Below are 22,929 nucleotides of genomic sequence, written 5' to 3' on the forward strand. Positions count from 1 at the left end.
TTGTTGATTAAATTAATCTATAATGCTCAGATCTTGTATTTTATCAATATTTTCTAAACTCATAATAAGTCTATCAAAACCTAATGCTACTCCTGAACATTCTGGTATATTTTCTATACAGTTTAGAAGTTTATAGTCTATATCTAAATAGGCTTTATTTTGTTGCTTTCTTATTTCGAGATCACTATTGAAGCGTTTGAGCTGTTCATCTTTATCAATTAATTCATAGTATCCATTTGCTAGTTCAATACCATTACTAAATACTTCAAACCTTGCAGCTACTAGTTGTTGATTTTGATTATATATTTTTTTAGCGAGTGCTGACTGGTGTATCGTATAATCATAAATAAAATAAATAGTATCTTTTTGGTTAAGATTTTTTTCAATTTTATAACTAAAAAGTATATCTAAACAATCTGCAATGGTTGGATTTGTCAGTCCTTGAATATCTCCGACAGTTTCTCTGACTATATCTTGTAAATGTTCTAAAGAGGTATCATGAGGATTAATCTTATAATATTTTTCAAATGCTTCATGATAACTTAAGTATATAAAGTTTAAATTTGGTTTAAGCGCTAAGAATAAATTCTCCATCTCTTGCATTAGTTGTAGATAGTCAACACCTACTCTATACCACTCTATCATTGTAAATTCATGCTTATGGAGTTGTCCACAAGGCTCATCACGAAATGCTTTACAAATTTGGTATATACTACCACTACCTGCAGCTAATAATCTTTTCATTGCATACTCTGGCGAACTTTGGAGATATCTTTTACCAGAAACTGTCTCAATATTAAAAACATCTATAAAAGGATCTGTTACACCAAACTCATATGCTAAAGGTGTATCCACTTCGAGAACTTCTAAGTTTTTGAAATAAGTACGAATTTTTTCTAAATATTCCGCACGTTTTTTAATATTTTTCATACTCATTATATAACTCTTATTTTGCTGATATTTGCTAGATCAAACTCGTGAAGATTGTTATTTTGATCTAAAATTTTTAGCATTAGATTATCAGTAATACCTTTGGCAATACCTTGGAAATTCTTATTTGAATAGTTAAACGTGATCTTTTTGTTTAGCGTGTAATCATACTTTGAAAAAGTTTCTAGAGTATCTAAGTAAGATTTCTCAAAATTATTAATAACATATCTTACTAAATCGACTATAACTTTGGATGAGTCTATCTCATGATTATTAATTATGGATAGTGATGTCCATTGCCTATCAATATCTTCATTAATATCTGTCATATTTATGTTTATACCGATACCAATAACAATATCAAAACTATCTTTTTTAATATTTTTAGTTTCAATAAGTATTCCTGCTAATTTATGATCTTCAAAATATATATCATTTGGTAATTTTATTTTTAGTTTTTCTTGTTGATCAATGGGAATATATTTCTTGATAGTTTCTAAAACTCCCAGTGCTATTTTAAGACTTATAAAAGAGTCTTTTGCGATGCTAAAGTTACAGCTAAATGCTAATGTTGAGTAAATGTTATCACTGTTATCAGAGATCCATTTATCGCCACGACGTCCACGTCCTTTTGTTTGTTGATCTGCATAGCAAAAATGATATTTATGTGATAAATCTCTTTCTAGTAAATAGTCATTAGTTGAGCCTATTGTAGATAAATGTTCAACATATATATCATCAATAACTTTATTGAGAGTTGTTTTAATATATTTATGATTTTTCATTTTTCGATAAGTTTAATATTGAGAGATAAGTTTGTCTGCCCGAGGAATTCTTCTTTTTGAAGTTCATAACAGGCTTTTATAGTATCGCCAATAGCTATTTGTTCAATTATTTTATTTTCTGAAGCATTAAACCATATAGCTTTGATTGAAGGAATATTTTTATAGCGTAAAATTAGTTGGGCATGATTTTTATCTTTACCAACTAAACGTAGATTCTCTATAGTAAAACTGTTGTAAAATAGTGGTTTTTCAAATTCTCTACCAAATGGTTCAAGAGATTCTATCTTTTCTAGAGTTTGTAGTTTGAAATCATTTTCATCAAGTTCAAAATCATACTCTAAAATAGGCTCTAAAGATATACTATTATTTTTAATGAAATTGATAATTTCACTTTCAAATAAATCATAAAAAGTATCGAAATCAGATTTGTTTATTGTTAAGCCAGCAGCACCTTTATGACCACCATATTTTATCATTAAAGCAGGCGATTTAAGTGCTATAGTATCAAGTATTGTTTTAATATTAATACTATCTACACTCCTAGCAGAACCTGATATTAAGTTAGGATCATTTTGTGTTTCAGAAAAAATAATCACAGGCTTACCAAACATTTCTTTGACTCTACTTGCTGTAATACCATGAATTCCAGAGTGGCCATCATCAAGTAATATACATAGTGAGTTGTTATCATTGTCTAATTGATATGCTTTGGCTATTGCTTCATGAGTAAGCTTTTTTTGAATTTCTTTACGTTGGCTATTTTGTTTAGTTAGGTTTTCGTACGTTTCTTCAATTTTGCGTTCATCATTCTCAAGCAAAAAGCTAACAGACCCTAGTGCATCAGAAACTCTTCCATCACTATTTAGCAAGGGAGCTATACTGAAACTAATATACTCACTTGATAGTTTCTCTTTATCTAAGAAGTCCCAACATAGACGATCGTTATTCTTAAGTTGCTCTATACCTAGTTTTGTAACAATACGGTTATTATGACTATTTGCCATACTAACACAGTCCGCAACTGTACCAATTGCAACAAAATCAAGTAAATTACTTAATCCATAAGACTTAGATAATGATTTACCATTTTGCAGATATTTTCTACGAAGAGCTGTCATAAAAAGCCAAGCAACCATACAACCAGCTATAGCTTTATCTGGATAATTACAATCATGTTGAGTAGGGTTTAGTACGGCGATAGCACTTTTAGGTGCTCCCTCAGGAGGAATACCATGGTGATCAGTTACGATAGTATCAATACCATTTTGTTTAAGAACAGCAATCCTAGGCTCATCTGTTGAACCATTGTCAGCTGTTATGATAAGACTTGGTCTAGTACTGTCTGTTAATATTCTATTCATTAAAGACTCAGACAGACCATATCCTTCTAGCATTCTATGACCTATATAGGAGCGAATCTTATCTTTAGGATAATTGAATATCTTTGTCAGAGCTTCATATAAAATTGCATGAGATGTTTGTCCATCACAGTCATGATCAGTTTCTAGTCCAATGACTTCATTATTTTGTAATGCTTGAAAAAGTCGATCTACAGCTTTATCAATATCTTTGAATAGGAATGGAGATGATAGATCTTTTATAGAGCCTTTTAGTATAAGATCAATATTCTCAAAATTACTTACTCTAGAAGAGATAATCCGTGCTAAAAATAAGTCATAACCTTTTGATAATAGGGTAGATAATATATTGTGATTAGTTTGTTTTTGTCTTATTAACATAAATTTATATTAGAAAGATTTTTTTTACCACTGAGATGGTTTCGACACATATTTACACCTGATATAAATAGTAATGCTAATGGTATTGCAAAGAATATACCCCACAATCCCCAAATACCCCCAAATATCAAGATAGATGATACTACCCCTACTGGGTGGATATTTAGAACTTCAGAAAAAAGAAGAGGTACTAATAAATTACCATCTAAAGCTTGAATAATAAAGAATACGATCAACATTGATACAAAAGTACCATTTAAACCAAACTGTAAAATACCAACCATGACTACTGGGATTGTAATAATTACCATGCCAACATAAGGTATAATTACGGACAAACCGACACCAACAGCTAGTAGTAATGCATAGTTTAGATTAAAGTATGCAAAACCCATATATGTTACGATAGACACTATAATCAGCTCAATAGCTTTGCCTCTAACATAATCAGCAAGTTTAGGTTTAAGATCATTCCAAACGAAATATAATGCACCATTTTGCTCTGGTAAAAATGATTTAAACCAGTTAATCATTCTTGCTTTATCTTTTAGAAAGTAAAACACCATAAGTGGTACTAAAAATAGATATATCAAAATAGAGAAAAGAACAGGAATTGTTGTCGCAGTATTTTGTAGAATAAATGATCCTATATTAGAGCTTATTTTTTGCCAGTCAATACTATCAAACCAAGTCACTATTGAATTGATTCTAGCTTCGGTAAGTATTGTTGGATACTTTACAGATAGCTGTTCTAAGCTTTCTTTTAAACTAGATAGTGTATGCGAAGCTTGTTTAATAAAATCAATTAGCTGATTAACAATAATTGGTAATAATACAAATATTAGTGATAAAAGTAATATAAGGAATAGCATATATACAATATATACTAATATGATACGTTTTATCTTGGTGAATTTTTGTAATATATTAACAAGTGTGTCGAGTAAATAGGCAATAACAAGAGCTGCCAATATAGGTGCTATATAATTACCTAAAAATGTTAAAACCAAGTAGAAAAATAGCATTAAGCCAAAAAACACTATAGGCTCATTATTTTGATATCTATTGCGATACCAGTCTTTTATAGTTTGTAAAATCATTTATAATTAAATCATTATTAAATTGAAGATATTGTAACAGTTTTCAAAAAAATTGAATACACAAAGACATTAAAAGTATACCTGAGAAGAGGCTATTTTTTGATAGTTATAACAGCTGGGATAATTAGAGCTATTACAATTCCACCAACAAGCATCATATCAAAATTTAAAACCGACATATCCATATTGTCTATAGGAATAAATCCAACAATAATTGCAACTATACAACCAACACAGCCTAACAGAGCCATTAGTATAGTTCCAAGAGAGCCTTTACATATTTCATATTGACCTTCTTGAAGAGGATAGCTTATTTTAAGCTTAACAGCCGTTATAAACATAAATATGTATGCGATTACAGCTAATTGCGCAGTTAAATCACTAAGATACCAGTATGCTTCATTGACTGATGGCATGAATATATATGAAAAACAAAATACTGTAAAGATAAGAGCTTGTGTTATAAGCATGGTATCAGGAGCGTCATTTTTGTTAGTTCTACCAAATATTTGTGGCAGGATATTATCATTACTAACAACCATAAATGCTCTGGATAATCCCATAATCCAAGCTGAAGTTGTTGTAAATGCACCAAATATTAATGTAATTGCAATAACATATGTCATCCAAGGCATATTGATTTGGTTAAAGAAGTAGTGAAATGAAACCATCAATCCTGTGACAATATCAACATCACCAATCTGTAGCTGACTACTAACTAAAATTACAGCTATATTTGATAATATCAAAGAACCTAGTATTACAGAGCCTGAGATTAGTAAGGCTCTAGGGAAGTTCTTTTTTGCATTTTTGACGTTAGCTGCATGAATTGCGCTCATCTCTAGACCAAATAGGCTAAACATAACTGTTATAAATAAAGCCCAGCTACTTATGTTATTACCTGATGGGATAAAATCACCAACAGTGGGTAAAATTATCTCAGAAGTGTGAGAAAACGACCAAATAATAGCTATTAATATAATAATAAACATAGGTAGAAGGGTACCTATAATAGCACCAAGAGTACTCACTGTGCTTGAGGTTTTGATACCAAATAAGTTGATAGCTGTAGCACTCCAAAACATAACCAAGCTCATTGATATCATATACCAAGGGTTAGATACTAACTCATTTGCATTTTGACCTATAGTCGGAGCTATTACATAAGCAATAATACCAGCGAAAAAACCACAAATAGAAGGAAACCATACAAGGTTATAAACCCATTGTATCCATATCACTAAAAAGCCTAATCTTTTACCAAAAGCTTTTTTGACCCAGATATAAATACCGCCAGTCTCTTGAGATGAACCTGTAGACATTTCAGCAGTAAGTAGAGCGCATGGAATTAAGAAGAAAATACCAGCTAGAATATAAAATGTAATAACTATCCATCCAGCTTGAGCAGTGATTGATATGTTTCTTAAGCTATCAACTGCAATAATATTTATCATTATCAGTCTGATTAGACCAAACTTTTTACTACTAACAATTTGTTCCATTATTCTACTTTTCTATTTCTCCGATACCACGGTTTAGTATATACTTAAAGGAATTTTATAACAACTAGAGCGTGTGTTACTTTTATGAAACGAAAAGTTTTTGTTTTGGGCCTGCTAGTTAGCTTACTAAATGTAGCTTATTCTGAAGAAGATTCGTATGTTTGTGATAACAAAATTCTCAAAAATCCAATTATAGCATCAGAGTCTAGAACTCAGTTGAATTTTACAAACTGGGCTGACTATATATCTCCGGATATAGTGCCTTGTTTTTCAGAGTTGTCTAATACTAGAGTTAAGTATATATACACATCTGATGATAATATGACAAGAGCGAAGATAATGACAGGCTCTTCTGGTTTTGATTTGATAGAGCAGGGTGCTTTGTATTTGAATAGCGAGATAGCATCGAATGCTCTTATTAAGTTAGATAAGTCAAAGTTACCAAATTTAGATTATCGTAATAAAGTTATTTATGACAAGGTATCTCAAATTAATGATCCGGGTAATAACTATGCTGTAGTATATAGTTATGGAACTACTGGACTAGCTTATAACAAACAAGAAATAGAACAAAGATTAGGAAAGGATGTTGTTCCTAATAGTTGGAAATATGTATTTGATAAAAAGTATCTCAAACAGATAGCACCATGTGGAGTTTCATTGCTTGATGAGCCTGAGCAGATATTCGGTAATTACTTTTTTTATCATGGTATTGATCCTAATACTAATAGTAAAGCTGAGTATGAGAAGGCAGCTCTAGATATTATCAAAAACGTACGTCCATATATTAAGTACTTTGATAGTAATAAGTATCAAAATGATTTCACAGCTGGTAATCTGTGTCTAGTAATGGGATACTCTGGTGATGTGGTTAGATCTGTCGAAAGAGCAAAAACTGTTAATCCTGATGTGACTTTAGCTTATGTGATACCTAAAGAAGGTACTAATATTTGGTTTGATATGTTGATGATTCCAAAAGGAGCTAAAGATCTTGATAAAGCTTATGCTCTTATGAACTATATTATAGATCCGTATGTGGCAGCTCAAAATAGTAATTATTTATATCAGCCTAATGCAGTAACACAAAATGAAAAATATTTAGATGATATATTTAATGATACGAATATCAGACCTACTGATGAGATGATCAAAAAGATGTATGTTCTTAATATTCATGATGCAGAAATGCAGAGTTTTATCAGTAGAATGTGGATGAATGTTAAATATGGCATAGAATTTACACCTAAGTACTATAAGCCAAATTAAAACTAGTTTAAAGCCATTTTGGATTGAATACTTCTAAAAGAGGTGATTGGTTAGGATCTATTCTTAGTTTTTGATCTCAGATAATATTCGATGATAATTCTTAAATCTAACGGGATTGATGCGACCTTGTTTAACTTGCTCAACAATTTGACAACCTTTAGATCCCTCTTCATGTGAGCAATTTCTGAATTGGCACATCCCTTTATATTTTTTGAAATCTAAGAAACCATCAAAAAGCTCTTCTTTTGTGATATGCCAAAGTCCAAATTCTCTTATGCCAGGAGAGTCAATTATATTAGTAGTATCATCTATCTCGTACAAAGTAGAGCATGTAGTAGTATGACGCCCTTTCTTGGTAGAATCTGATACAGCAGTTGTTGCAGTAATTTTTTCACCTAGTATTGTATTTAATGTTTCAGACTTGCCAACACCTGATTGACCTAAGAATATTGATGTTTTGCCTTTAAGCTCTTTAAGAGGCTTGTCAATTCCTATATTGTTTTGTGCAGATATATAAAAAACTTTATAGCCAATTTCTTGGTAAACACTTGCTAGGCTTTGAATATATTCTTTATCTTTTTCTGTCTGATTATCTATTTTGTTGATAACAATTATTGGTTCAATATTACTGTTATGTAGTGCAGCTAGATATCTATCAATATAGTGTTCAACTGGTGCTGGAGAGTGTGCAATAATTATTACAGCACTATCAATATTTGCGGCAATATTTTTATTTTTACGCTGATATTGATTCGGACGAGCGATTAAATTCTTTCTATCTAATAATTTAGTAATTACATAAGTGGAATTTGTATATTCTAATTCTACATTATCCCCTACAGTCAGTTCACCTTTTAAGTGGCTTCGTAATAGTGCCGAAACTTTCTCGCCATTTGTAAGTTTGACAGAAATGTTGCCACCGAAATTCGTTATGATTTTTCCTTGCAAGAATATAGACTTAATTACTTAATATTAAAATTAATTATAAGCCTTATTTATAAAAATGCTAATAATGTCTCGTATATATTTGAATAAAAATATTATCTTTGTTAGTATCGAGAGGTTAAGAAATAAAATTTATACTTAATCTTAAAGAAGAATTAAAGGAGAAGTAATGAAAAAAACTAAAATTTTAGCATTAATGGCTTTGGCAACGTTTGGTGCGACAAGTTTTTCTTATGCGGATGATACAGGAGGCGTTAACCTATCACCAGAAGGATACTGGGTACAATTTGATGAAGATCCTGATGCTGGTCGTGGTATGCCACAAGGTATTATTCATACTTATTTCGCAGATAATAATGATTATGGAAAGAAAGGGACTCTTCAAATGGAGATAGTAGTTCCTCTAATGTATGTCGATGCATCTGGTAAACCAACTAAGCCAAGAGCAACATGTAATAATTGCTCAAATGGCTCATATAATGGTTTTGATTACAAAGGTAAAAACACTCCGCTACAGGGAATAGTATTCGCAGGTAATATGCAGCCACAATCAGGTACAGGTGTTGCTGGTCAAAGTAGTGATGTATATAAAGATGGTGGTGTAATAAATCCAAATGATGGTAAAGTTTACGCATCTGAAGCACAAGTTCAAGATGCAGGTAGAACAATGTATGCTAAAGCTGCTTATATCGTGTGGGGTAAAGAACTAGGTAGCAAAGCTGCTCATTGGCAAAGAATCACAAAAGCTGATTACGAAAAAGTTAAAGCAGATTGTGGTGTAACCGCTGATGGACAATATGTAAATAAAGATGAGAAGGTTACTGCTACTTGTACTAACTATCCTGTTGAGCAATTTGGCGTTAAAAGTCCTGTCTAATTAGTTTGTATAATTCCAATTTTTCTTTATACTTTATCTTAAAAGTCATAACAAATTTTCTAGAATGATTAAAAAAATTACTTTCCTAATTTTTGGTTTTTTTATAGCTGTGAGTAGTTATGCAAATTTTGATAAATCAAATGTAAATGGTTATTGGTTACAGAGAGATGAAGCTACAAATACAAATGTTGGTGTAATTCATGCTTATACTAACGATCATGGTAGTTTAAATGCAAGAATGTTTGTACCATTAGCAAATATTGATGATGGTAAGATTCATCCTCCGATTGTATATTGTAAAAACTGTGGCAAAGGCGATGCTTATGGACATAAATATGATTACTCTAGTGGACATGATACATATCAAGGACTAGAGTTTGTATGGGATATTAAAAAGTCAGGTTCTGCTGATAAATCACATGGAAAAGGACCAGTTTATACCGAAGGATCTGTACTAAATCCACATGATGGTAAATTTTATCATGTTAAAGCTCAAACTATAGAAGATGGTGATAAAGTTTATGTTAGAGCTTTTTGGGGATTTTTAGGCAAAGATGAATATTGGCAAAGAATACCTAAATCCCAAGCTAATAAAATAAAATGGGAGTGCGGTTTAACAAAAGATAAAATCTATCCATATCAAGATAAGTCTGGCAAGATTGTAGATCAAGAGCTATGGAAGGAGTGTTCAACAAGAGATTTTGTAAAAGATCCTTTGTGATAAATTATCTATGTATTCTCAGCAAAATTATCGCCAAATAAGATTATTACCTGAAGATTTAGCCAATCAAATAGCTGCAGGAGAAGTTATAGAAAGACCTTCATCTGTTGTCAAAGAACTTATTGAAAACTCTATAGATGCAGGAGCAACTGCTATTACTATAGAAATTCAAGAGGGCGGTAAGTCATTAATCAGAATTAGAGATAATGGTAAAGGAATTGTTTATGATGATTTGCGACTAGCTCTAGCACCTCATGCAACAAGTAAGGTTTATACTCTTGAAGAATTAGAGTCTGTTGCTAGCATGGGCTTTCGTGGTGAGGCATTAGCAAGTATTGCATCTGTATCTAAGTTAAAGATTATATCTAAGCATCAAGACTATGATGATGCTTGGCAAATCAATAACGAAACTAGAGAGGTTACTCCTGCTGCACATGTGACAGGGACAACTATAGAGGTTAGTGAACTCTTTTACAATACACCAGCACGACGCAAATTTTTGAAAAAAGATAATACTGAGTTTTTACATATTTCTGATTTACTTAAGAAATATATGCTTTGCTATTTTGGTATAGCCTTTAGGCTTATTCATAATGGTAAAGAGGTCAAAGATCTACTTTTAGCAGAAGATGCGCAACTTAAATACAATCGTGTCTTAGATTTGTATAGTCGTGATTTTATTGAGAATGCTATTTATATAGATAAAGAGGTTGGAGATGCTCATCTATGGGGCTGGGTGGCTAGTCCTAGATTCAATAGAGCTAGAGCAGATATGCAGAGCTTCTATATAAATGGACGTATTATCAAAGACAAGATTGTTACTCATGCGATAAAAAATGCTTATAAAGATGTAATGTATGGTAATAGATATCCAGCATTTTTGCTTTATCTTGATATGGATTATAAAGAGGTGGATGTAAACGTTCATCCAGCTAAAAGTGAAGTGCGCTTTAGAAATCAGAAATTCATCTATGATTTTCTTTTTGGTACAGTCAATAAAGCTATAACTACAAGTGCAGATATCGAAATTGAGACTTCTAGCTATAGTGAAAGCAATATATATCAAGAATCTAAAGGTACTAATAATCCTCTTAATATTGGTAATATGAGTTTGGATATCAATATTGAAGATGATAAGGAAGAAGATAATAGTGCGACTATATTAGATAGGTACTTTAATAATCAAAACACTCAAGAAAATGAAATTCATATATCACAAAAAACAAAGTCTAGTGGATTAGGGCAGGCTATTTGTCAGATACATGGTATCTATATTCTCTCGCAGGTTGAAGATGGTGTAGTACTTGTTGATATGCATGCAGCACATGAGAGAATACTCTATGAAGAAATGAAAAAAACTTGGCATGCTGATACTGCTAAGTTTAAGCAAAATCTATTAATGCCCTTAACATGCAGATTATCAAGTAATATAGTCGCAACGATTGATGAGAATCTAGAAGTTTTTGAGAAGCTAGGCTTTGAAATATCAGTAGTAGCAGATGATGCAGTATTAGTTCGTTCAACGCCAATATATGTCAAAGATAAAGATGTACAAAATCTAATATCAAATATAGCTACAGAGCTTACATCTTCTGGTAAGACAAAGAGTGTCGAGTTTTATCTAAACCATATTTTGGCTACAGTATCTTGTCATGCTGCTGTACGAGCAAATGATAAGCTTAGTATTCAGGAGATGAATCATCTACTAAGACAGATGGAAACTGTTGAAAATTCCGGTCAATGTAATCATGGCAGACCGACTTGGGTTAAATTAAATTTTGCTCAGCTGGATGGTTTCTTTTTGAGGGGGCGATAATTCTAAACTTTTTGTAGAAATCAGTCGCGACTTGTCTAATCATTATAGTAGAAAATTATAGTTCAATCTTTTTTGTTTCGCTACTTACTGCGTAAGTTATAGCGACATACTTTTTTCATGGCAGAAAAAGTATGCAAAACTGCCTAGCACTACGCTATCGTAGTTCAAAATAAATGGAAAATAAAAAACTCACTTCGTTCAAACAGTTTTATTTTCTAATCATTTGTTTTTGAAACTACTTGTCGCTGATGTGCTTTTTTCAAAAAAGGCTTATACTTAAAGATAAGAATACAAGATTTTGATGAGATATGACTGATAGAGAAATCCGTGTACATTTGAGTAGAGTTTATTATGAGGATGAAGCCAAAAAAGATAGATTGGTTTTTGAGTTAGATAATAGTAACAAGATAATTAGAGAAATTGTTGATGGTGATTTAGGTAAGAGCATATTGCTTAGTAAAGAAGATTTAATAAAGAATGGTTTTGTGCTAGATGGAGATAGAAGAACTGAGCAAGAAATGCTTTCAGGGGAAAATATGCTTGTGGTTTCTAATTTCATCTTTGCAGATAATACATTTTCTATTCAAAATTATATTAATGAGGATAATAAACAGCAAAAATTTAAAAAAATTATTTTTGTTAACTGTATATTTTTGTGTAGAGTTATTTTTGATGTTAATGATATTTCTATAGAATTTAGTAACTGTTTTTTTAAAGATTTTTTTAATATAGGGCAGACATCAAAAGAATATATAGAGTTTGATGTTATAATCTCTTTTAAAGAGAGTATTTTTATAAAAGGTATCTATACTAAAAATAGATCTTTTAAAGAAAAGATAGTAATTGAAAAATCTATATTTTTTCTTGGAGGAATTTCTTTTGTCGATTCAACATTTGAAAATACTATAAGCCTTAATGAGTCTATCTTTAATGAAAGAGTGTTTTTTGAAAATACTAACTTCAATGGTAAATCAGTATTTGAGAGAGTCATATTTGATAAATTTATGGATTTTAGATATGTCTTTTTCAAAGAAAATGTGAGTTTTAGAGAGGCTAAGTTTAATCAAGGCTTAAATTTGGCTAGGATAAATGTTGATGCTGGAGCTATTTTAGATTTTTATGATATTACTGTTGCAAAAAGTTCTTATGAAATCTCAAATAAAGAAGCTCAAGAAACTGCAAGGGTACTTAAGTATGAAGCAATAAAGAAAAATGATTCTATAAAAGCAGTTGAGCACTATAAAGATGAATGTGAGTATCATTATCAAAGTTTAAAATGGTCGAGTCTAAAAGACTTCTTTGATAAGCTAATCCTATGTTTTGAAAGAAATGTTAGTAGTTATGGAACAAATCCTTATAAGACAGTATTAATTTTCTTAGGCTTTAATCTCTTATTTACATTAAATGAAATTCGTTCATTATTGATATTAATTGTTAGTTTTTCTCTACTTATTTTATTTGAAGACATAAGAGACACATCTTTAAAGTATGATATAAAGCCTGATTTAAAGTTATTTATTTATATGATAAAGATATTAGCAGTGTATATTATTTTAATTATTATATGTGTTTTAGCTATAGGATTTTTTATGCTTTGGGTTTATTCCAATGACTTATTGTATAACTTTGCAAGGATCTTAAATCCTATTACTAGTCTGGGTAGAGATAATATAAGTTTATTGAATATTATTCATTTAATAATAAATATTACCTTAATATACGAAGTACAAAAAAGCTTTAGGAAATATTCAAGAAAACTATAGAAAAAAATAAATAGTACATAAAATGTGCTAAATATTTACCTTGTTTATAACTATTTCTAATATAGAATAACCTTAGATTATTTGTATCTATATTTTCTGTAATTAATTTAGTCGTATGACTTTAAAAAATCTTATCTTAATAGGTATTGTATGCTCAATTATTTTAAAGCTAGAAGTAGACTATTTAGTAATAGTTCTTTTAGCTATGCTTGTGTGATGACATTATTTAATGCTACTGTGGTAGGTATCGCGTATATATCTATAAGTTGGCATTTGTTAACTCTAAAGAATAACCTTGAAGTTATAATGTTGTTTATGCTTACTTGGTGGATTTTTGGAGTTATATTATCTCCAATTACCGGTTATTTTGCTGATCTTATACCTAGAAGAATAATTATAGTTCTAGTAAATATCTTTAGAGTTATATTACTTTCAGCATTTGTATTTTTTGGTAATTTAGATTCTTTAACTCTAGTATATTTGTTTACAAGTATATGGGGGATTATATTAGCATTTTTTATGCCGGCAATGATGATAATGTCACGAGAGCTATTTCCTAATGATGATGTTCTATTATATGCAAATAGTACGATGGATGGGCTATTTGAATTTGGTATGGTTATTGGAATGTCTTTAGGAGGGATCTTAGTAGCGTATTTCGATATGCATCAGATTATGATAATAATGCTTGCTGGAAGTATTTTTGCGACTTTGTGTAGTTTTATGATTGTGCCAAAGAGAATTGTAAAAAATCAAAAAGGGAATTTTTTAGATAATTGGAAGGAGGCGATTAACTACCTTAACAAAAATATATCGTTATACTGGTGTTATTTGGCTCAAGTTAGCATGACTTGTATATATATGATTGCGCCAATCTTTATATCTCCATATGCTAAGAATATTCTTCATGCTTCATCTTTGCAATTTGGACTAATAGAGATAGCATTTTCGATAGGTTTTATTATTGGGAATATTCTATTGCCATATATGATAGAAAAAATGTCGCCAAAATTAACGCTAGCTTTTTCTATAAGTGCATCAGCTATGATGTATTTATTGTTGGGATTAAACCAGAGTATAGCTTTTGCTATCTTGTATTATCTAGTAGCTGGTGTATTTATATCATCATGGGTAATAATTGTTACTATAGCACAAAAAAATACGCCGATAACTTTACAGGGTAAAATACAAGGTGTTGCTTATGGTTTATCTGGTCTAGTAGTTATGTTTATATATACAATATTTTTTATGATTAATTATTTAGAACCATTACCTAGTAATAGATGGTTTTATGTATTGGCAGCTTTGGCATTATGTACATTATTACCAATATTTAAAGGATTAAAGTTTTTAGACAAAACTAAGTAATAGATATTGAATTAGTGATGAGTTGAAATTATTGATTTAGATTATCTAAGTACTTCTCAGCATCTAGTGCAGCCATGCAACCAGTACCAGCAGAAGTTACTGCTTGTTTGTAAATATGATCAGCTACATCACCAGCAGCAAACACGCCTTTGATATTCGTTTGAGTAGCATCGCCAGCTAGACCAGATTTTACCTTGATATAACCATTTTCCATTTCAAGCTGATCTTTGAAGATACCTGTGTTTGGAGTATGACCGATAGCAATAAATACTCCCATAACATCAATCTTAGATTCTTCGTTAGTTTTGACATTTTTAAGGCGTAAAGAATTAACGCCCATATCATCACCAAGAACCTCCTCTAATGTACTATCCCAGATAATGTTTACATTACCATTTTCTGCTTTTTCCATTAGTTTATCGATAAGGATTTTCTCAGATCTAAGAGAATCTCTACGATGAATTAGTGTTACAGATTTCGCAATATTTGATAAGAAAAGAGCTTCTTCAACAGCAGTGTTACCACCACCAACTACAGCGACATCTTTGTTTTTGTAAAAAAAGCCGTCACAAGTAGCACAAGCAGACACACCTTTGCCCATGAACTTTTCTTCTGATTCTAAACCTAAATATCTAGCAGTAGCACCAGTAGCTATAATTAGAGCATCACAAGTATACTCTTCAATCTCTCCAACTAATTTGAAAGGTCTAGTTTGTAGATCTACAGAGTTAATTGTGTCATATGTGATTTGTGTATCGAATCTCTCAGCCTGTTTCTGTAGTTTTTCCATAAGCTCAGGGCCCATGATACCATCAGCTTCACCTGGCCAGTTATCTACATCTGTAGTAGTTGTAAGTTGTCCACCAGGTTGCATACCTGTGATTATTACAGGGTTTAAGTTTGCACGAGCCGCATAGATCGCTGCAGTATATCCAGCAGGACCAGATCCTAGGATTATTAATTTATGATGATTTGCCATTTTTAAAAAGTTCTTCAAAATACGATTATGGCGAAATTATAGCATAGTGCTTGTTCAAGTGAAATTTTGAAATAACCTTCTTAAGAGGTTTATTTTGAAACTACTAATTGTTAATGTGGATTTATTTCTTTGACAATGTTTTGAATCTCAGCAAAATTATCAATATATGCAAAGCTATCTAGAGCTTCTAGATCTACACCATTATGATAACCGTAACTTACCATTATAGTTTTTACATTTGCCTCTCTAGCACACAAAAAATCATTCATAGAGTCGCCAACCATCAAACTCTCTTCGGCTTTAGCATTTAGCTTATTCATAGCAAACAGTAAGGGTTCAGCGTATGGTTTGTAGCTTGTTGTAGTATCTCCACCAACAATTACTTCAAAATAGTCAATTAAATCTAAATGGGTTAGGGATTGTATAGCATCTTCTTCATGTTTGTTTGTTACAACAGCCATTTTTATACCTTGTTGCTTTAAGAAATCTAAAGTTTCAATGACATTGGGATATACTCTACTATTTGCACTATTTAGAGTTTTGTATGTTTGACTGACAATTTTAACACCTGTATCAGCTATAGATTCAATATAATCATTATCATTGAAATCTAATGCTAGAACTTTTCTAACGGTGGTAGGGTAACCTTTACCAATTATATTTGCTAAGACATCTTCAGATACCGGCTCAAGTCCAAAATATTTACGCATGGCATTTGTTGCAACTGTTAGATCACCAACTGTATTTACAAGTGTGCCATCTAAGTCAAAGAATATATTTTTTATCATCATTTGGGATTTATTAGAAAACTAAGATTTCAAGATTATAGTTAAGTATTGCTAAAATCTAGAATTAAGTCTAATTATTAAGAGTTTTTTTGTTGAGATAAGATTTTGTTAGGCGTAAAAAAGAGAAGTATAAAGTACTAACAAAAACAATACATAATAATGTAACAATAGTACTCAAAAGGCGTTGGTATCCAGCTTGTACTTGTAAAATATCATTATTTGCATATATAGACGTCAAAAAACATAAGTTTGCTTGAGCTCCCATATAAGCTATGTATTTGCCTTGTAGTTGGATTAGACCAAATAAGATAACGATAATAAAAGAAATAATTAGAACTAAAATTATACTTAGATTAAATAACGCAAGTATAAATGGTACCAATAGACCTATTAAACATCCTAAAAACCTTTGTAAGCTTAGGTGATGTATTTGAGAGTGTTCAAAACTAGACATAACAGCGACAACACCTATGAGGGCTTGTTCAAATAATAATATGTTCTTAAATGGAACTGTTATAAAGAATATGAAAGCAAATGTTAAGATAAAGAAAATTGAAAAAGCTATCATTTCAAAATGACGCTCTTTAGTTTGTTTCTGAGATTGTTTCTTAGCAATCTCCTTTTTTTTCAAAAATGGTAGGACTATCACACATACACATAGAGCACCTATTATAGTCACTATAGAGCGATCAATAATAATAGCTATAGCTATATCCTTTGAAAAAACTGTATATGGATAGAAAAATAGACCTAAAGTGATACAAAACATAATAAAGAAATATGTATACTCGGTAAAATAATATGCCATTGAAACACAAAGAACCAATAAAAAAACTATCAGACTGATAATGGCAATATCAGATCTAAATAATGAGGTGCATATTAGTACAACTAATAAAGCCATGAGTGTTCCTATACATCTTAATAGGCCTCGTTTATAAGTCATAGTTTTGTTATCGGTCATAATACGCACACAAGTATAGCCTGCCCAATATGCGTACTGTATATGTAGAGCATATGAGATACCTATAGAGACCAAGACCGAAATACTTAGTAATACGCTAATCATGAATATATAACTATTAATACTCATTTTAGCAAGATCACTGTATAGATTTTTAAAATGTTGATACATGTTGATAAGTTGGTACTTAAATAAAATAACCTTATAGCCAAGGTATTATAATAGATTTGTTATTTATTTCTATTGAATTTGTAGCTAATTTTATGATTCACTATTTGATCTGAAGTCTTGATTTAATTACTGATATTTCATCAACTTGACTAACTTTAATTTCTAAGGCGGAAGTTGGGAATACTGTAGAGTCAATATCTCGTAAAATTTTTTTAGAAGCAGAGCAGTGGATATTTGTCACTTTTGTAGTTTCGAGTATTTCTTTTATATTATTTGAGTTAATTCCACCACCAGGCATTATTTGAATTTGGCTGCCAAACTTTTCTTGTAGAGTTCTTATAATTTCTAAACCTTTAATTACATTTGGCTTAGCTCCAGATGTTAAAATTCTATCAAAACCTAGTTCAATAACTTCTTGCGTAGCTGTGTATATATCTGTTGTTAAATCAATTGCTCTATGAAATGTTAGTTCTTTGCCAGCTTGTTTTGCCAGCTTGATAAATGGCTTTAGAAACTCTTTATCTATTTTATTTTCTTTAGTTAAAGCACCAATGACAATACCATCAACACCAAGCTCTAGCATCAGTTTACAATCAGTAAGCATAATTTGCTGGTCTATCTTATCATAATAAAAATCACCAGCACGATGGCGAACCATAGCCTGTAATGAACCTATGAAATTCTCTTTGGCAAATTTGACTAAACTAGGCGAGGGTGTAAGTCCTTCTACTCCAAGAGCGGAGCATAGTTCTAATCTATCAGCGCCAGCTTTTTGGGCATTGAGTATTGATTGATAGTTATCTATACAGATTTCTAGGGTTGTCATGGATTAGTAGATTATCTAACTTTGATTTATCATATTATAACATTAGTTTTATGTTGGTTTCGCTACTAACTACTAATGAGTAACCCTTTATTAATCATAATTCATAGTCTTCAATTTGTTTTAGAGTTGGTATAATTGTTTGTAACAAAATTAATTTTATAGAGTTTTTATGAGTCAACTATTTATCGTTTATCTTGGCGGGAACGCACCCAAAGCAAATATCGAGTTACATGATGTACAGTTTGTAATTGGTAATACTATCGAAGATACGTATGAGCAACTTAGACAAAATTGGTTTGGCACGGTCAAAGGATTGCATTTGGATAGTTATAAAGCTCTCAAAGGTGCAGATGGTTATCAAATATCTATCCAAGATAGACCTCAAAACTTTAATAAAAAGTTATATTTTGTCAATCTTGGAGGCTATGATGAATCTAAGCTAAATGAGCTACATGAGTTTGCTTTATTTGTTGCTACAGATAAGACAGAGGCAAAAGAGAAAGCGAAGCAAAGCCTACTAAAAAACTCATTACATCTGCATAAAGATAATCTTATGGAAGTCGATGATTGTTTAGAGATTGGCTCTATTGGAGGTAAGTATATTCATTTAACTCCGAGTGATGAAGAATATGACTTAAAACCTGATTGGTTTGGGTATAGAGTTATAGGTTCTTAAAGTTAATATGGTTTTGAAATAGCTTGAGTAACACTAACATTTTCATGAATTTCTTTGAACGCATTTGAAAATGCCTCTTTACTATTAACGTATTTATAGGTATTTTCTAAAAAATCTGATTGATTAATACTAGCAGCATCAAATGATTTGGTTTTCCATTCTTGTCCAATTTGTATTATAGTGCTTTTGAATTTAATAAATTTAAAAATAGCTATCTCACCAGGATTGTTATTATAGGCTTTTATATTTTTATTTGATAAGGATCCACATAGCAAAATTGACATACTTGAAGATTCTGTCTTTGCAGTGTTTAGAATTTTAACATTTTTACCACATGACTTTACAAACCCAGATAGAACATAGTTAGCATATTGAGATACACTAAGCTTATTTTCTTTGTCATATAATCCTGATATGGTATATATTTCTTTCCAATCATCAAAACTCTGTCCCGTAGGTATTTGCTCATATAAAAAGCTAATCCCTTTTTGACTTCTATATACATCGCCGACTAGATCCGTGCTAAACCATGTTGGATATGGGTATATCAATGAAGCATCATAAATTTGCATTGTTTGAATAGAGTTTTTAACTTGATCCTTCGACATCCCCATATAATCTCTTTCTGCTGAGAATGAAATACTAAGCGATATTAATATGGTAAAAACTGATAAAAGTAATTTTGTCATTTACTAGAGCATTTTATTTGAATATATCTATTTTAAATAGATGTATTAAGAAAAGTAAATAACTACGATATTAATTCAGCCTGCTTTTTAACAGGCTCATTCATACTGTCAGTCCAAACCCAATAGAATACTGGTTCGCTACCTTTAAAGCTTGCCACATAGTGATTGTCTTGACTATCAATAGCATGAATTGTTAGCTCATCTAAATATCCAGTTTTAAGATAGCGTAAATCTTTAGCAGCTTCTAACACAGCATCTTTTACAGACATTCCCATTTTCATATATAGAACTACAGACCTAGCTGTGCCACAACGAATAGCCATCTCACCAGTATGTGTACAAGCACAAGCACCATATCTAGAGTCGGCATACGAGCCAGCACCAATAATTGGGCTATCACCTAACCTACCAGGATAACGCCAGCCCCAGCCAGAAGTACTTGTAGCAGATGAGATAGTGTTATTATAGTCTTTTGATAGATAGACTGTAGTATCAAATATTTTTTCAGGATCAACAGCAAATTTACTTAGTTCTATCAGTGGAATATTTGGAAACTTAGCTTTTTGCTCAGCAGTTAAATGTTTATCTAAATGTTCTAACCAAACTTTTTTAATTTCTGGTAATAGGTTATCGATTTTAGTAGCATTAATTTCATTAGCAAATCGATTTGCTCCTTCAGCAACTAATATCTCATGATGTAATCTTTGCATAACTTCATAAGCAACCTCGACAGCATTAGCATAACCTTTTAGAGCACCGATAGAGCCTGTACGCAGATCATCACCATCCATTACAGAAGCATCTAGAGTTACATTGCCCAAAATATCAGGCCAAGAGCCTCTACCTACAGTTTTGATAGTAGTATCATTCTCTACAAGTTTAATACCCTCAATTATAGATCTGAGACCATTTTCTTTATTTTTAAGTCGTTTGAAAGCTTCAGGTACGCCACCACGACCTTCATCATTTGCAATTAGAATCATCTTTATACCCTAAGTTTAGTAAGTTTTTTTTAATACTGGAGTTAATGCAAATAATATAACAGCCATAATAATTGCTGCAATAAAAAGTTTAAAATATCCTGATGCAAAACTATTTGCAGGAGTGTTTTTATCTACAGCAATATGTGAACTAATTACACCACCAAAGAATCCAGCATAAGCACTAATTGTCCACCATACACCCATCATTGTTGATTTTAGATGCTCAGGAGCAAGGCGAGTGACTAAGGCTAATCCAACAGGTGAAATGCACAGCTCACCAAATACAAGCACTAGATAGCATAGTAATAACCATATTACATTAGCATGACCTGACTGAGCTGCTATTGATCCAGCTATGCTTAAGAATAAGAAACATAACGCAAGAAATACTAAGCTAAATACAAATTTTAACTCATCAGAAGGTTCTTTGTTACGTTGACTTAGTTTCTGCCATAAAACACCAAAAAAAGGGGTAATTATAACTAATAAAGTCAGTTGTGTTGCCATAACAGTAGTAACAGGCATATTAAAACCTAAGATATTAAGTTCAATATTATGCTTGATAAATATAGGAATACTAATAGAAGTTTGATTACTCAGTGACCAGTAAAAAAGCATAAATATTGATAGTATTAAAAGAATAGCAATATTAGTCTTTTGATTACTTCCAAGAGATTTCCAAAGAGATATTAGATAAATCAACAGAACAATTCCAGATAATGAAATAATTATCATAGATTGAGTAGGGTGAGCTATTAAATAAGCAAAAATACATGCTGAAAAAATCACAAATAATATAATTGCTTGCCAAACATTTAATCCCAAGAAAAGTTTTCTTTGCATAACTTCATAGTTCGGCGCATCACAGCTTTTAGGGAAATGCTTTTTACCTGATTCAAAAAATATTAACCCGAGAGCCATTCCAAAAGCGGCTAAACTAAAACCATAATGCCAACCAATTTTTTCACCAACAAAACCAACTATAAAAGTTGCTAATACAGAACCAAAGTTTATACCTGTGTAAAAGTATGCAAAGCCACTATTTCGTAGAGACTCTCTATCATCATAGAGCCTACCAACCATTGTAGAGACATTTGACTTGAAAAAACCTGTGCCAGCAGAAATACAACCTAACCCTAAAAATAATGCAGTATCACTAGATCCAGATAGTGCCATAATTATATGACCAGTCATAATTGAGACACCACCAATCAGCACACAACGCCTGTAGCCAATAATTCTATCTGCTAAAATCCCACCAACAGCGGTAGTGATATATAGATATGTTACATAGCTACCAAAAACTAGAGCAGCATTAGCATCTGTGAAATCTAATCGCTGAGTCATGTATAGAATTAAAATAGCTGATAATCCGTAAAAGCTGAAGCGTTCCCACATTTCAGCAAAGAATAAGAATTTGAGTCCTTGAGGATGTCTAAGATGTTCCATTTTTGATTTTATTAAAATATAGGGTAAATTCATTTTAACTAAACACTAAATATAAATCATTAATAAGCTATTGCTAAATGCACTTTTAATAGCTTAAAAGCCTTAGTAGCTATTGATATCTAATGTATATTGAATATAATTTCCGCTCTTATATAAAATTAATAACCCAAGGTAAGTAAGTATGTCATTCAAAGGTTCGTGTCTTTGTAATTCTGTTCAATTTGAAATTAATGGTAGTTTTGAAAATTTCTTTCTGTGTCATTGTGAGCATTGTCGTAAAGATACAGGTTCAGCTCATGCAGCTAATTTGTTTTCATCAAATGCAAAATTAAATTGGCAATCTGGTCAAGCATTAGTCAAAAAATATAAACTACCTGCATCACATCATACAAAAAGTTTTTGTAGTGAATGTGGTTCAGCATTACCTTTTGAGCAATCAGAATTTAATTTATTAGTAGTGCCTGCTGGTAGTCTAGATGATAAAGTAGATATTAAGCCGACAGCTAATATATTTATGGCTAGTAAAGCTAATTGGGATGAAAATTTAGCATCAGCTCATAGTTTTGATGCTTTTCCAATGCCTTAAAGAATA

Annotated in this window: 20 protein-coding genes and 1 pseudogene; 8 read left to right on the forward strand and 13 right to left on the reverse strand. The window is 31.3% G+C overall.

Annotation, left to right across the window (positions count from 1 at the left end; translation table 11 throughout):
* Positions 1–12 precede the first annotated feature (12 nt).
* The 5 genes from epmA to gadC form a co-directional block, all read right to left on the reverse strand.
* Positions 13–936 carry an EF-P lysine aminoacylase EpmA gene (gene epmA / locus IMS64_RS02535; protein WP_211490808.1) on the reverse strand — a complete coding sequence of 308 codons (924 nt, stop codon included), beginning with the start codon at positions 934–936 and terminating at the stop codon, positions 13–15.
* Entirely contained in the window at positions 936–1,715 is a 780-nt protein-coding gene (locus IMS64_RS02540) for a biotin--[acetyl-CoA-carboxylase] ligase (RefSeq protein WP_211490809.1), read from the reverse strand. Before IMS64_RS02540 ends, epmA begins: the two co-directional genes overlap by 1 nt.
* Positions 1,712–3,454 (reverse strand): single-stranded-DNA-specific exonuclease RecJ, encoded by a 1,743-nt coding sequence (gene recJ, locus IMS64_RS02545; RefSeq protein ID WP_211490810.1) that lies wholly within the window; start codon positions 3,452–3,454, stop codon positions 1,712–1,714. The genes IMS64_RS02540 and recJ overlap by 4 nt, the downstream gene beginning before the upstream one ends.
* A complete protein-coding gene (locus tag IMS64_RS02550; protein ID WP_042522852.1) occupies positions 3,448–4,554 on the reverse strand; it encodes an AI-2E family transporter in 1,107 nt (368 codons plus the stop codon). Before IMS64_RS02550 ends, recJ begins: the two co-directional genes overlap by 7 nt.
* A 92-nt stretch (positions 4,555–4,646) precedes the next feature.
* Positions 4,647–6,056 (reverse strand): glutamate transporter GadC, encoded by a 1,410-nt coding sequence (gene gadC, locus IMS64_RS02555; RefSeq protein ID WP_211490811.1) that lies wholly within the window; start codon positions 6,054–6,056, stop codon positions 4,647–4,649.
* Positions 6,057–6,140: 84 nt separating this feature from the next.
* Between gadC and IMS64_RS02560 the strand changes: the two genes are divergently transcribed.
* Positions 6,141–7,322: a polyamine ABC transporter substrate-binding protein gene (locus IMS64_RS02560; protein ID WP_211490812.1), complete on the forward strand. Its 1,182-nt coding sequence runs from the start codon at positions 6,141–6,143 to the stop codon at positions 7,320–7,322.
* Positions 7,323–7,385: 63 nt separating this feature from the next.
* Here the strand turns inward: IMS64_RS02560 and rsgA are convergent, their stop codons facing one another.
* A complete protein-coding gene (gene rsgA, locus IMS64_RS02565; protein ID WP_211490813.1) occupies positions 7,386–8,270 on the reverse strand; it encodes a ribosome small subunit-dependent GTPase A in 885 nt (294 codons plus the stop codon).
* Between the two features lie 166 nt (positions 8,271–8,436).
* Here rsgA and IMS64_RS02570 point away from each other — a divergent pair, with 166 nt between their 5' ends.
* From IMS64_RS02570 to IMS64_RS02590, 5 genes are all read left to right on the forward strand, one after another.
* A complete protein-coding gene (locus IMS64_RS02570; RefSeq protein ID WP_004288166.1) occupies positions 8,437–9,144 on the forward strand; it encodes a DUF2147 domain-containing protein in 708 nt (235 codons plus the stop codon).
* 64 nt (positions 9,145–9,208) lie between these two features.
* The gene (locus IMS64_RS02575; RefSeq protein WP_088820993.1) at positions 9,209–9,865 is read left to right on the forward strand and encodes a DUF2147 domain-containing protein; all 657 of its coding nucleotides are present in this window, start codon (positions 9,209–9,211) and stop codon (positions 9,863–9,865) included.
* 10 nt (positions 9,866–9,875) lie between these two features.
* Positions 9,876–11,681 carry a DNA mismatch repair endonuclease MutL gene (mutL, locus tag IMS64_RS02580; RefSeq protein WP_211490814.1) on the forward strand — a complete coding sequence of 602 codons (1,806 nt, stop codon included), beginning with the start codon at positions 9,876–9,878 and terminating at the stop codon, positions 11,679–11,681.
* A 308-nt stretch (positions 11,682–11,989) separates the two neighbouring features.
* The gene (locus IMS64_RS02585) at positions 11,990–13,444 is read left to right on the forward strand and encodes a pentapeptide repeat-containing protein (protein WP_211490815.1); all 1,455 of its coding nucleotides are present in this window, start codon (positions 11,990–11,992) and stop codon (positions 13,442–13,444) included.
* A gap of 150 nt (positions 13,445–13,594) precedes the next feature.
* Entirely contained in the window at positions 13,595–14,812 is a 1,218-nt protein-coding gene (locus IMS64_RS02590; protein WP_211490816.1) for an MFS transporter, read from the forward strand.
* Between the two features lie 28 nt (positions 14,813–14,840).
* Here IMS64_RS02590 and trxB read toward each other — a convergent pair whose 3' ends face one another.
* The 4 genes from trxB to IMS64_RS02610 form a co-directional block, all read right to left on the reverse strand.
* Positions 14,841–15,791, reverse strand: coding sequence for a thioredoxin-disulfide reductase (trxB, locus tag IMS64_RS02595; protein WP_211490817.1), 951 nt, complete (start codon positions 15,789–15,791; stop codon positions 14,841–14,843).
* A gap of 110 nt (positions 15,792–15,901) precedes the next feature.
* The gene (locus IMS64_RS02600; protein ID WP_211491079.1) at positions 15,902–16,579 is read right to left on the reverse strand and encodes an HAD-IA family hydrolase; all 678 of its coding nucleotides are present in this window, start codon (positions 16,577–16,579) and stop codon (positions 15,902–15,904) included.
* Between the two features lie 70 nt (positions 16,580–16,649).
* Positions 16,650–17,672 carry an FUSC family protein gene (locus IMS64_RS02605; RefSeq protein WP_211490818.1) on the reverse strand — a complete coding sequence of 341 codons (1,023 nt, stop codon included), beginning with the start codon at positions 17,670–17,672 and terminating at the stop codon, positions 16,650–16,652.
* A 142-nt stretch (positions 17,673–17,814) separates the two neighbouring features.
* Positions 17,815–18,540 (reverse strand): copper homeostasis protein CutC, encoded by a 726-nt coding sequence (locus tag IMS64_RS02610; RefSeq protein WP_211490819.1) that lies wholly within the window; start codon positions 18,538–18,540, stop codon positions 17,815–17,817.
* Between the two features lie 169 nt (positions 18,541–18,709).
* On the opposite strand from IMS64_RS02610, the gene IMS64_RS02615 reads away from it, so the two are divergent.
* Positions 18,710–19,216 carry a DUF1543 domain-containing protein gene (locus IMS64_RS02615; protein ID WP_200151383.1) on the forward strand — a complete coding sequence of 169 codons (507 nt, stop codon included), beginning with the start codon at positions 18,710–18,712 and terminating at the stop codon, positions 19,214–19,216.
* A gap of 2 nt (positions 19,217–19,218) precedes the next feature.
* On the opposite strand, the gene IMS64_RS02620 is transcribed toward IMS64_RS02615, so the two are convergent.
* The 3 genes and pseudogenes from IMS64_RS02620 to IMS64_RS02630 all read right to left on the reverse strand — a co-directional run bounded on the left by IMS64_RS02620 (position 19,219) and on the right by IMS64_RS02630 (position 22,337).
* The gene (locus tag IMS64_RS02620; protein WP_200151384.1) at positions 19,219–19,905 is read right to left on the reverse strand and encodes a hypothetical protein; all 687 of its coding nucleotides are present in this window, start codon (positions 19,903–19,905) and stop codon (positions 19,219–19,221) included.
* 62 nt (positions 19,906–19,967) lie between these two features.
* Entirely contained in the window at positions 19,968–20,888 is a 921-nt protein-coding gene (locus IMS64_RS02625; RefSeq protein ID WP_211490820.1) for a glycosylasparaginase, read from the reverse strand.
* A 2-nt stretch (positions 20,889–20,890) separates the two neighbouring features.
* Positions 20,891–22,337: pseudogene (locus tag IMS64_RS02630) on the reverse strand (peptide MFS transporter).
* Between the two features lie 181 nt (positions 22,338–22,518).
* Here IMS64_RS02630 and IMS64_RS02635 point away from each other — a divergent pair.
* Positions 22,519–22,923, forward strand: a complete 405-nt coding sequence (locus IMS64_RS02635) for a GFA family protein (protein ID WP_211490822.1) — start codon at positions 22,519–22,521, stop codon at positions 22,921–22,923.
* The last annotated feature ends 6 nt before the right edge of the window (positions 22,924–22,929 follow it).

It is taken from the genome of Francisella philomiragia (genome assembly GCF_018135955.1).
In the GTDB taxonomy this organism is placed as follows: domain Bacteria; phylum Pseudomonadota; class Gammaproteobacteria; order Francisellales; family Francisellaceae; genus Francisella; species Francisella philomiragia.

What these genes read in the sequence shown, in the direction of transcription:
- epmA (WP_211490808.1), bottom strand. Translation starts at nt 936, where the DNA reads ATGAGTATGAAAAATATTAAAAAACGTGCGGAATATTTAGAAAAAATT.
- IMS64_RS02540 (WP_211490809.1), bottom strand. Translation starts at nt 1,715, where the DNA reads ATGAAAAATCATAAATATATTAAAACAACTCTCAATAAAGTTATTGAT.
- recJ (WP_211490810.1), bottom strand. Translation starts at nt 3,454, where the DNA reads ATGTTAATAAGACAAAAACAAACTAATCACAATATATTATCTACCCTA.
- IMS64_RS02550 (WP_042522852.1), bottom strand. Translation starts at nt 4,554, where the DNA reads ATGATTTTACAAACTATAAAAGACTGGTATCGCAATAGATATCAAAAT.
- gadC (WP_211490811.1), bottom strand. Translation starts at nt 6,056, where the DNA reads ATGGAACAAATTGTTAGTAGTAAAAAGTTTGGTCTAATCAGACTGATA.
- IMS64_RS02560 (WP_211490812.1), top strand. Translation starts at nt 6,141, where the DNA reads ATGAAACGAAAAGTTTTTGTTTTGGGCCTGCTAGTTAGCTTACTAAAT.
- IMS64_RS02570 (WP_004288166.1), top strand. Translation starts at nt 8,437, where the DNA reads ATGAAAAAAACTAAAATTTTAGCATTAATGGCTTTGGCAACGTTTGGT.
- IMS64_RS02575 (WP_088820993.1), top strand. Translation starts at nt 9,209, where the DNA reads ATGATTAAAAAAATTACTTTCCTAATTTTTGGTTTTTTTATAGCTGTG.
- mutL (WP_211490814.1), top strand. Translation starts at nt 9,876, where the DNA reads ATGTATTCTCAGCAAAATTATCGCCAAATAAGATTATTACCTGAAGAT.
- IMS64_RS02585 (WP_211490815.1), top strand. Translation starts at nt 11,990, where the DNA reads ATGACTGATAGAGAAATCCGTGTACATTTGAGTAGAGTTTATTATGAG.
- IMS64_RS02590 (WP_211490816.1), top strand. Translation starts at nt 13,595, where the DNA reads ATGCTCAATTATTTTAAAGCTAGAAGTAGACTATTTAGTAATAGTTCT.
- trxB (WP_211490817.1), bottom strand. Translation starts at nt 15,791, where the DNA reads ATGGCAAATCATCATAAATTAATAATCCTAGGATCTGGTCCTGCTGGA.
- IMS64_RS02600 (WP_211491079.1), bottom strand. Translation starts at nt 16,579, where the DNA reads ATGATAAAAAATATATTCTTTGACTTAGATGGCACACTTGTAAATACA.
- IMS64_RS02605 (WP_211490818.1), bottom strand. Translation starts at nt 17,672, where the DNA reads ATGAGTATTAATAGTTATATATTCATGATTAGCGTATTACTAAGTATT.
- IMS64_RS02610 (WP_211490819.1), bottom strand. Translation starts at nt 18,540, where the DNA reads ATGACAACCCTAGAAATCTGTATAGATAACTATCAATCAATACTCAAT.
- IMS64_RS02615 (WP_200151383.1), top strand. Translation starts at nt 18,710, where the DNA reads ATGAGTCAACTATTTATCGTTTATCTTGGCGGGAACGCACCCAAAGCA.
- IMS64_RS02620 (WP_200151384.1), bottom strand. Translation starts at nt 19,905, where the DNA reads ATGACAAAATTACTTTTATCAGTTTTTACCATATTAATATCGCTTAGT.
- IMS64_RS02625 (WP_211490820.1), bottom strand. Translation starts at nt 20,888, where the DNA reads ATGATTCTAATTGCAAATGATGAAGGTCGTGGTGGCGTACCTGAAGCT.
- IMS64_RS02635 (WP_211490822.1), top strand. Translation starts at nt 22,519, where the DNA reads ATGTCATTCAAAGGTTCGTGTCTTTGTAATTCTGTTCAATTTGAAATT.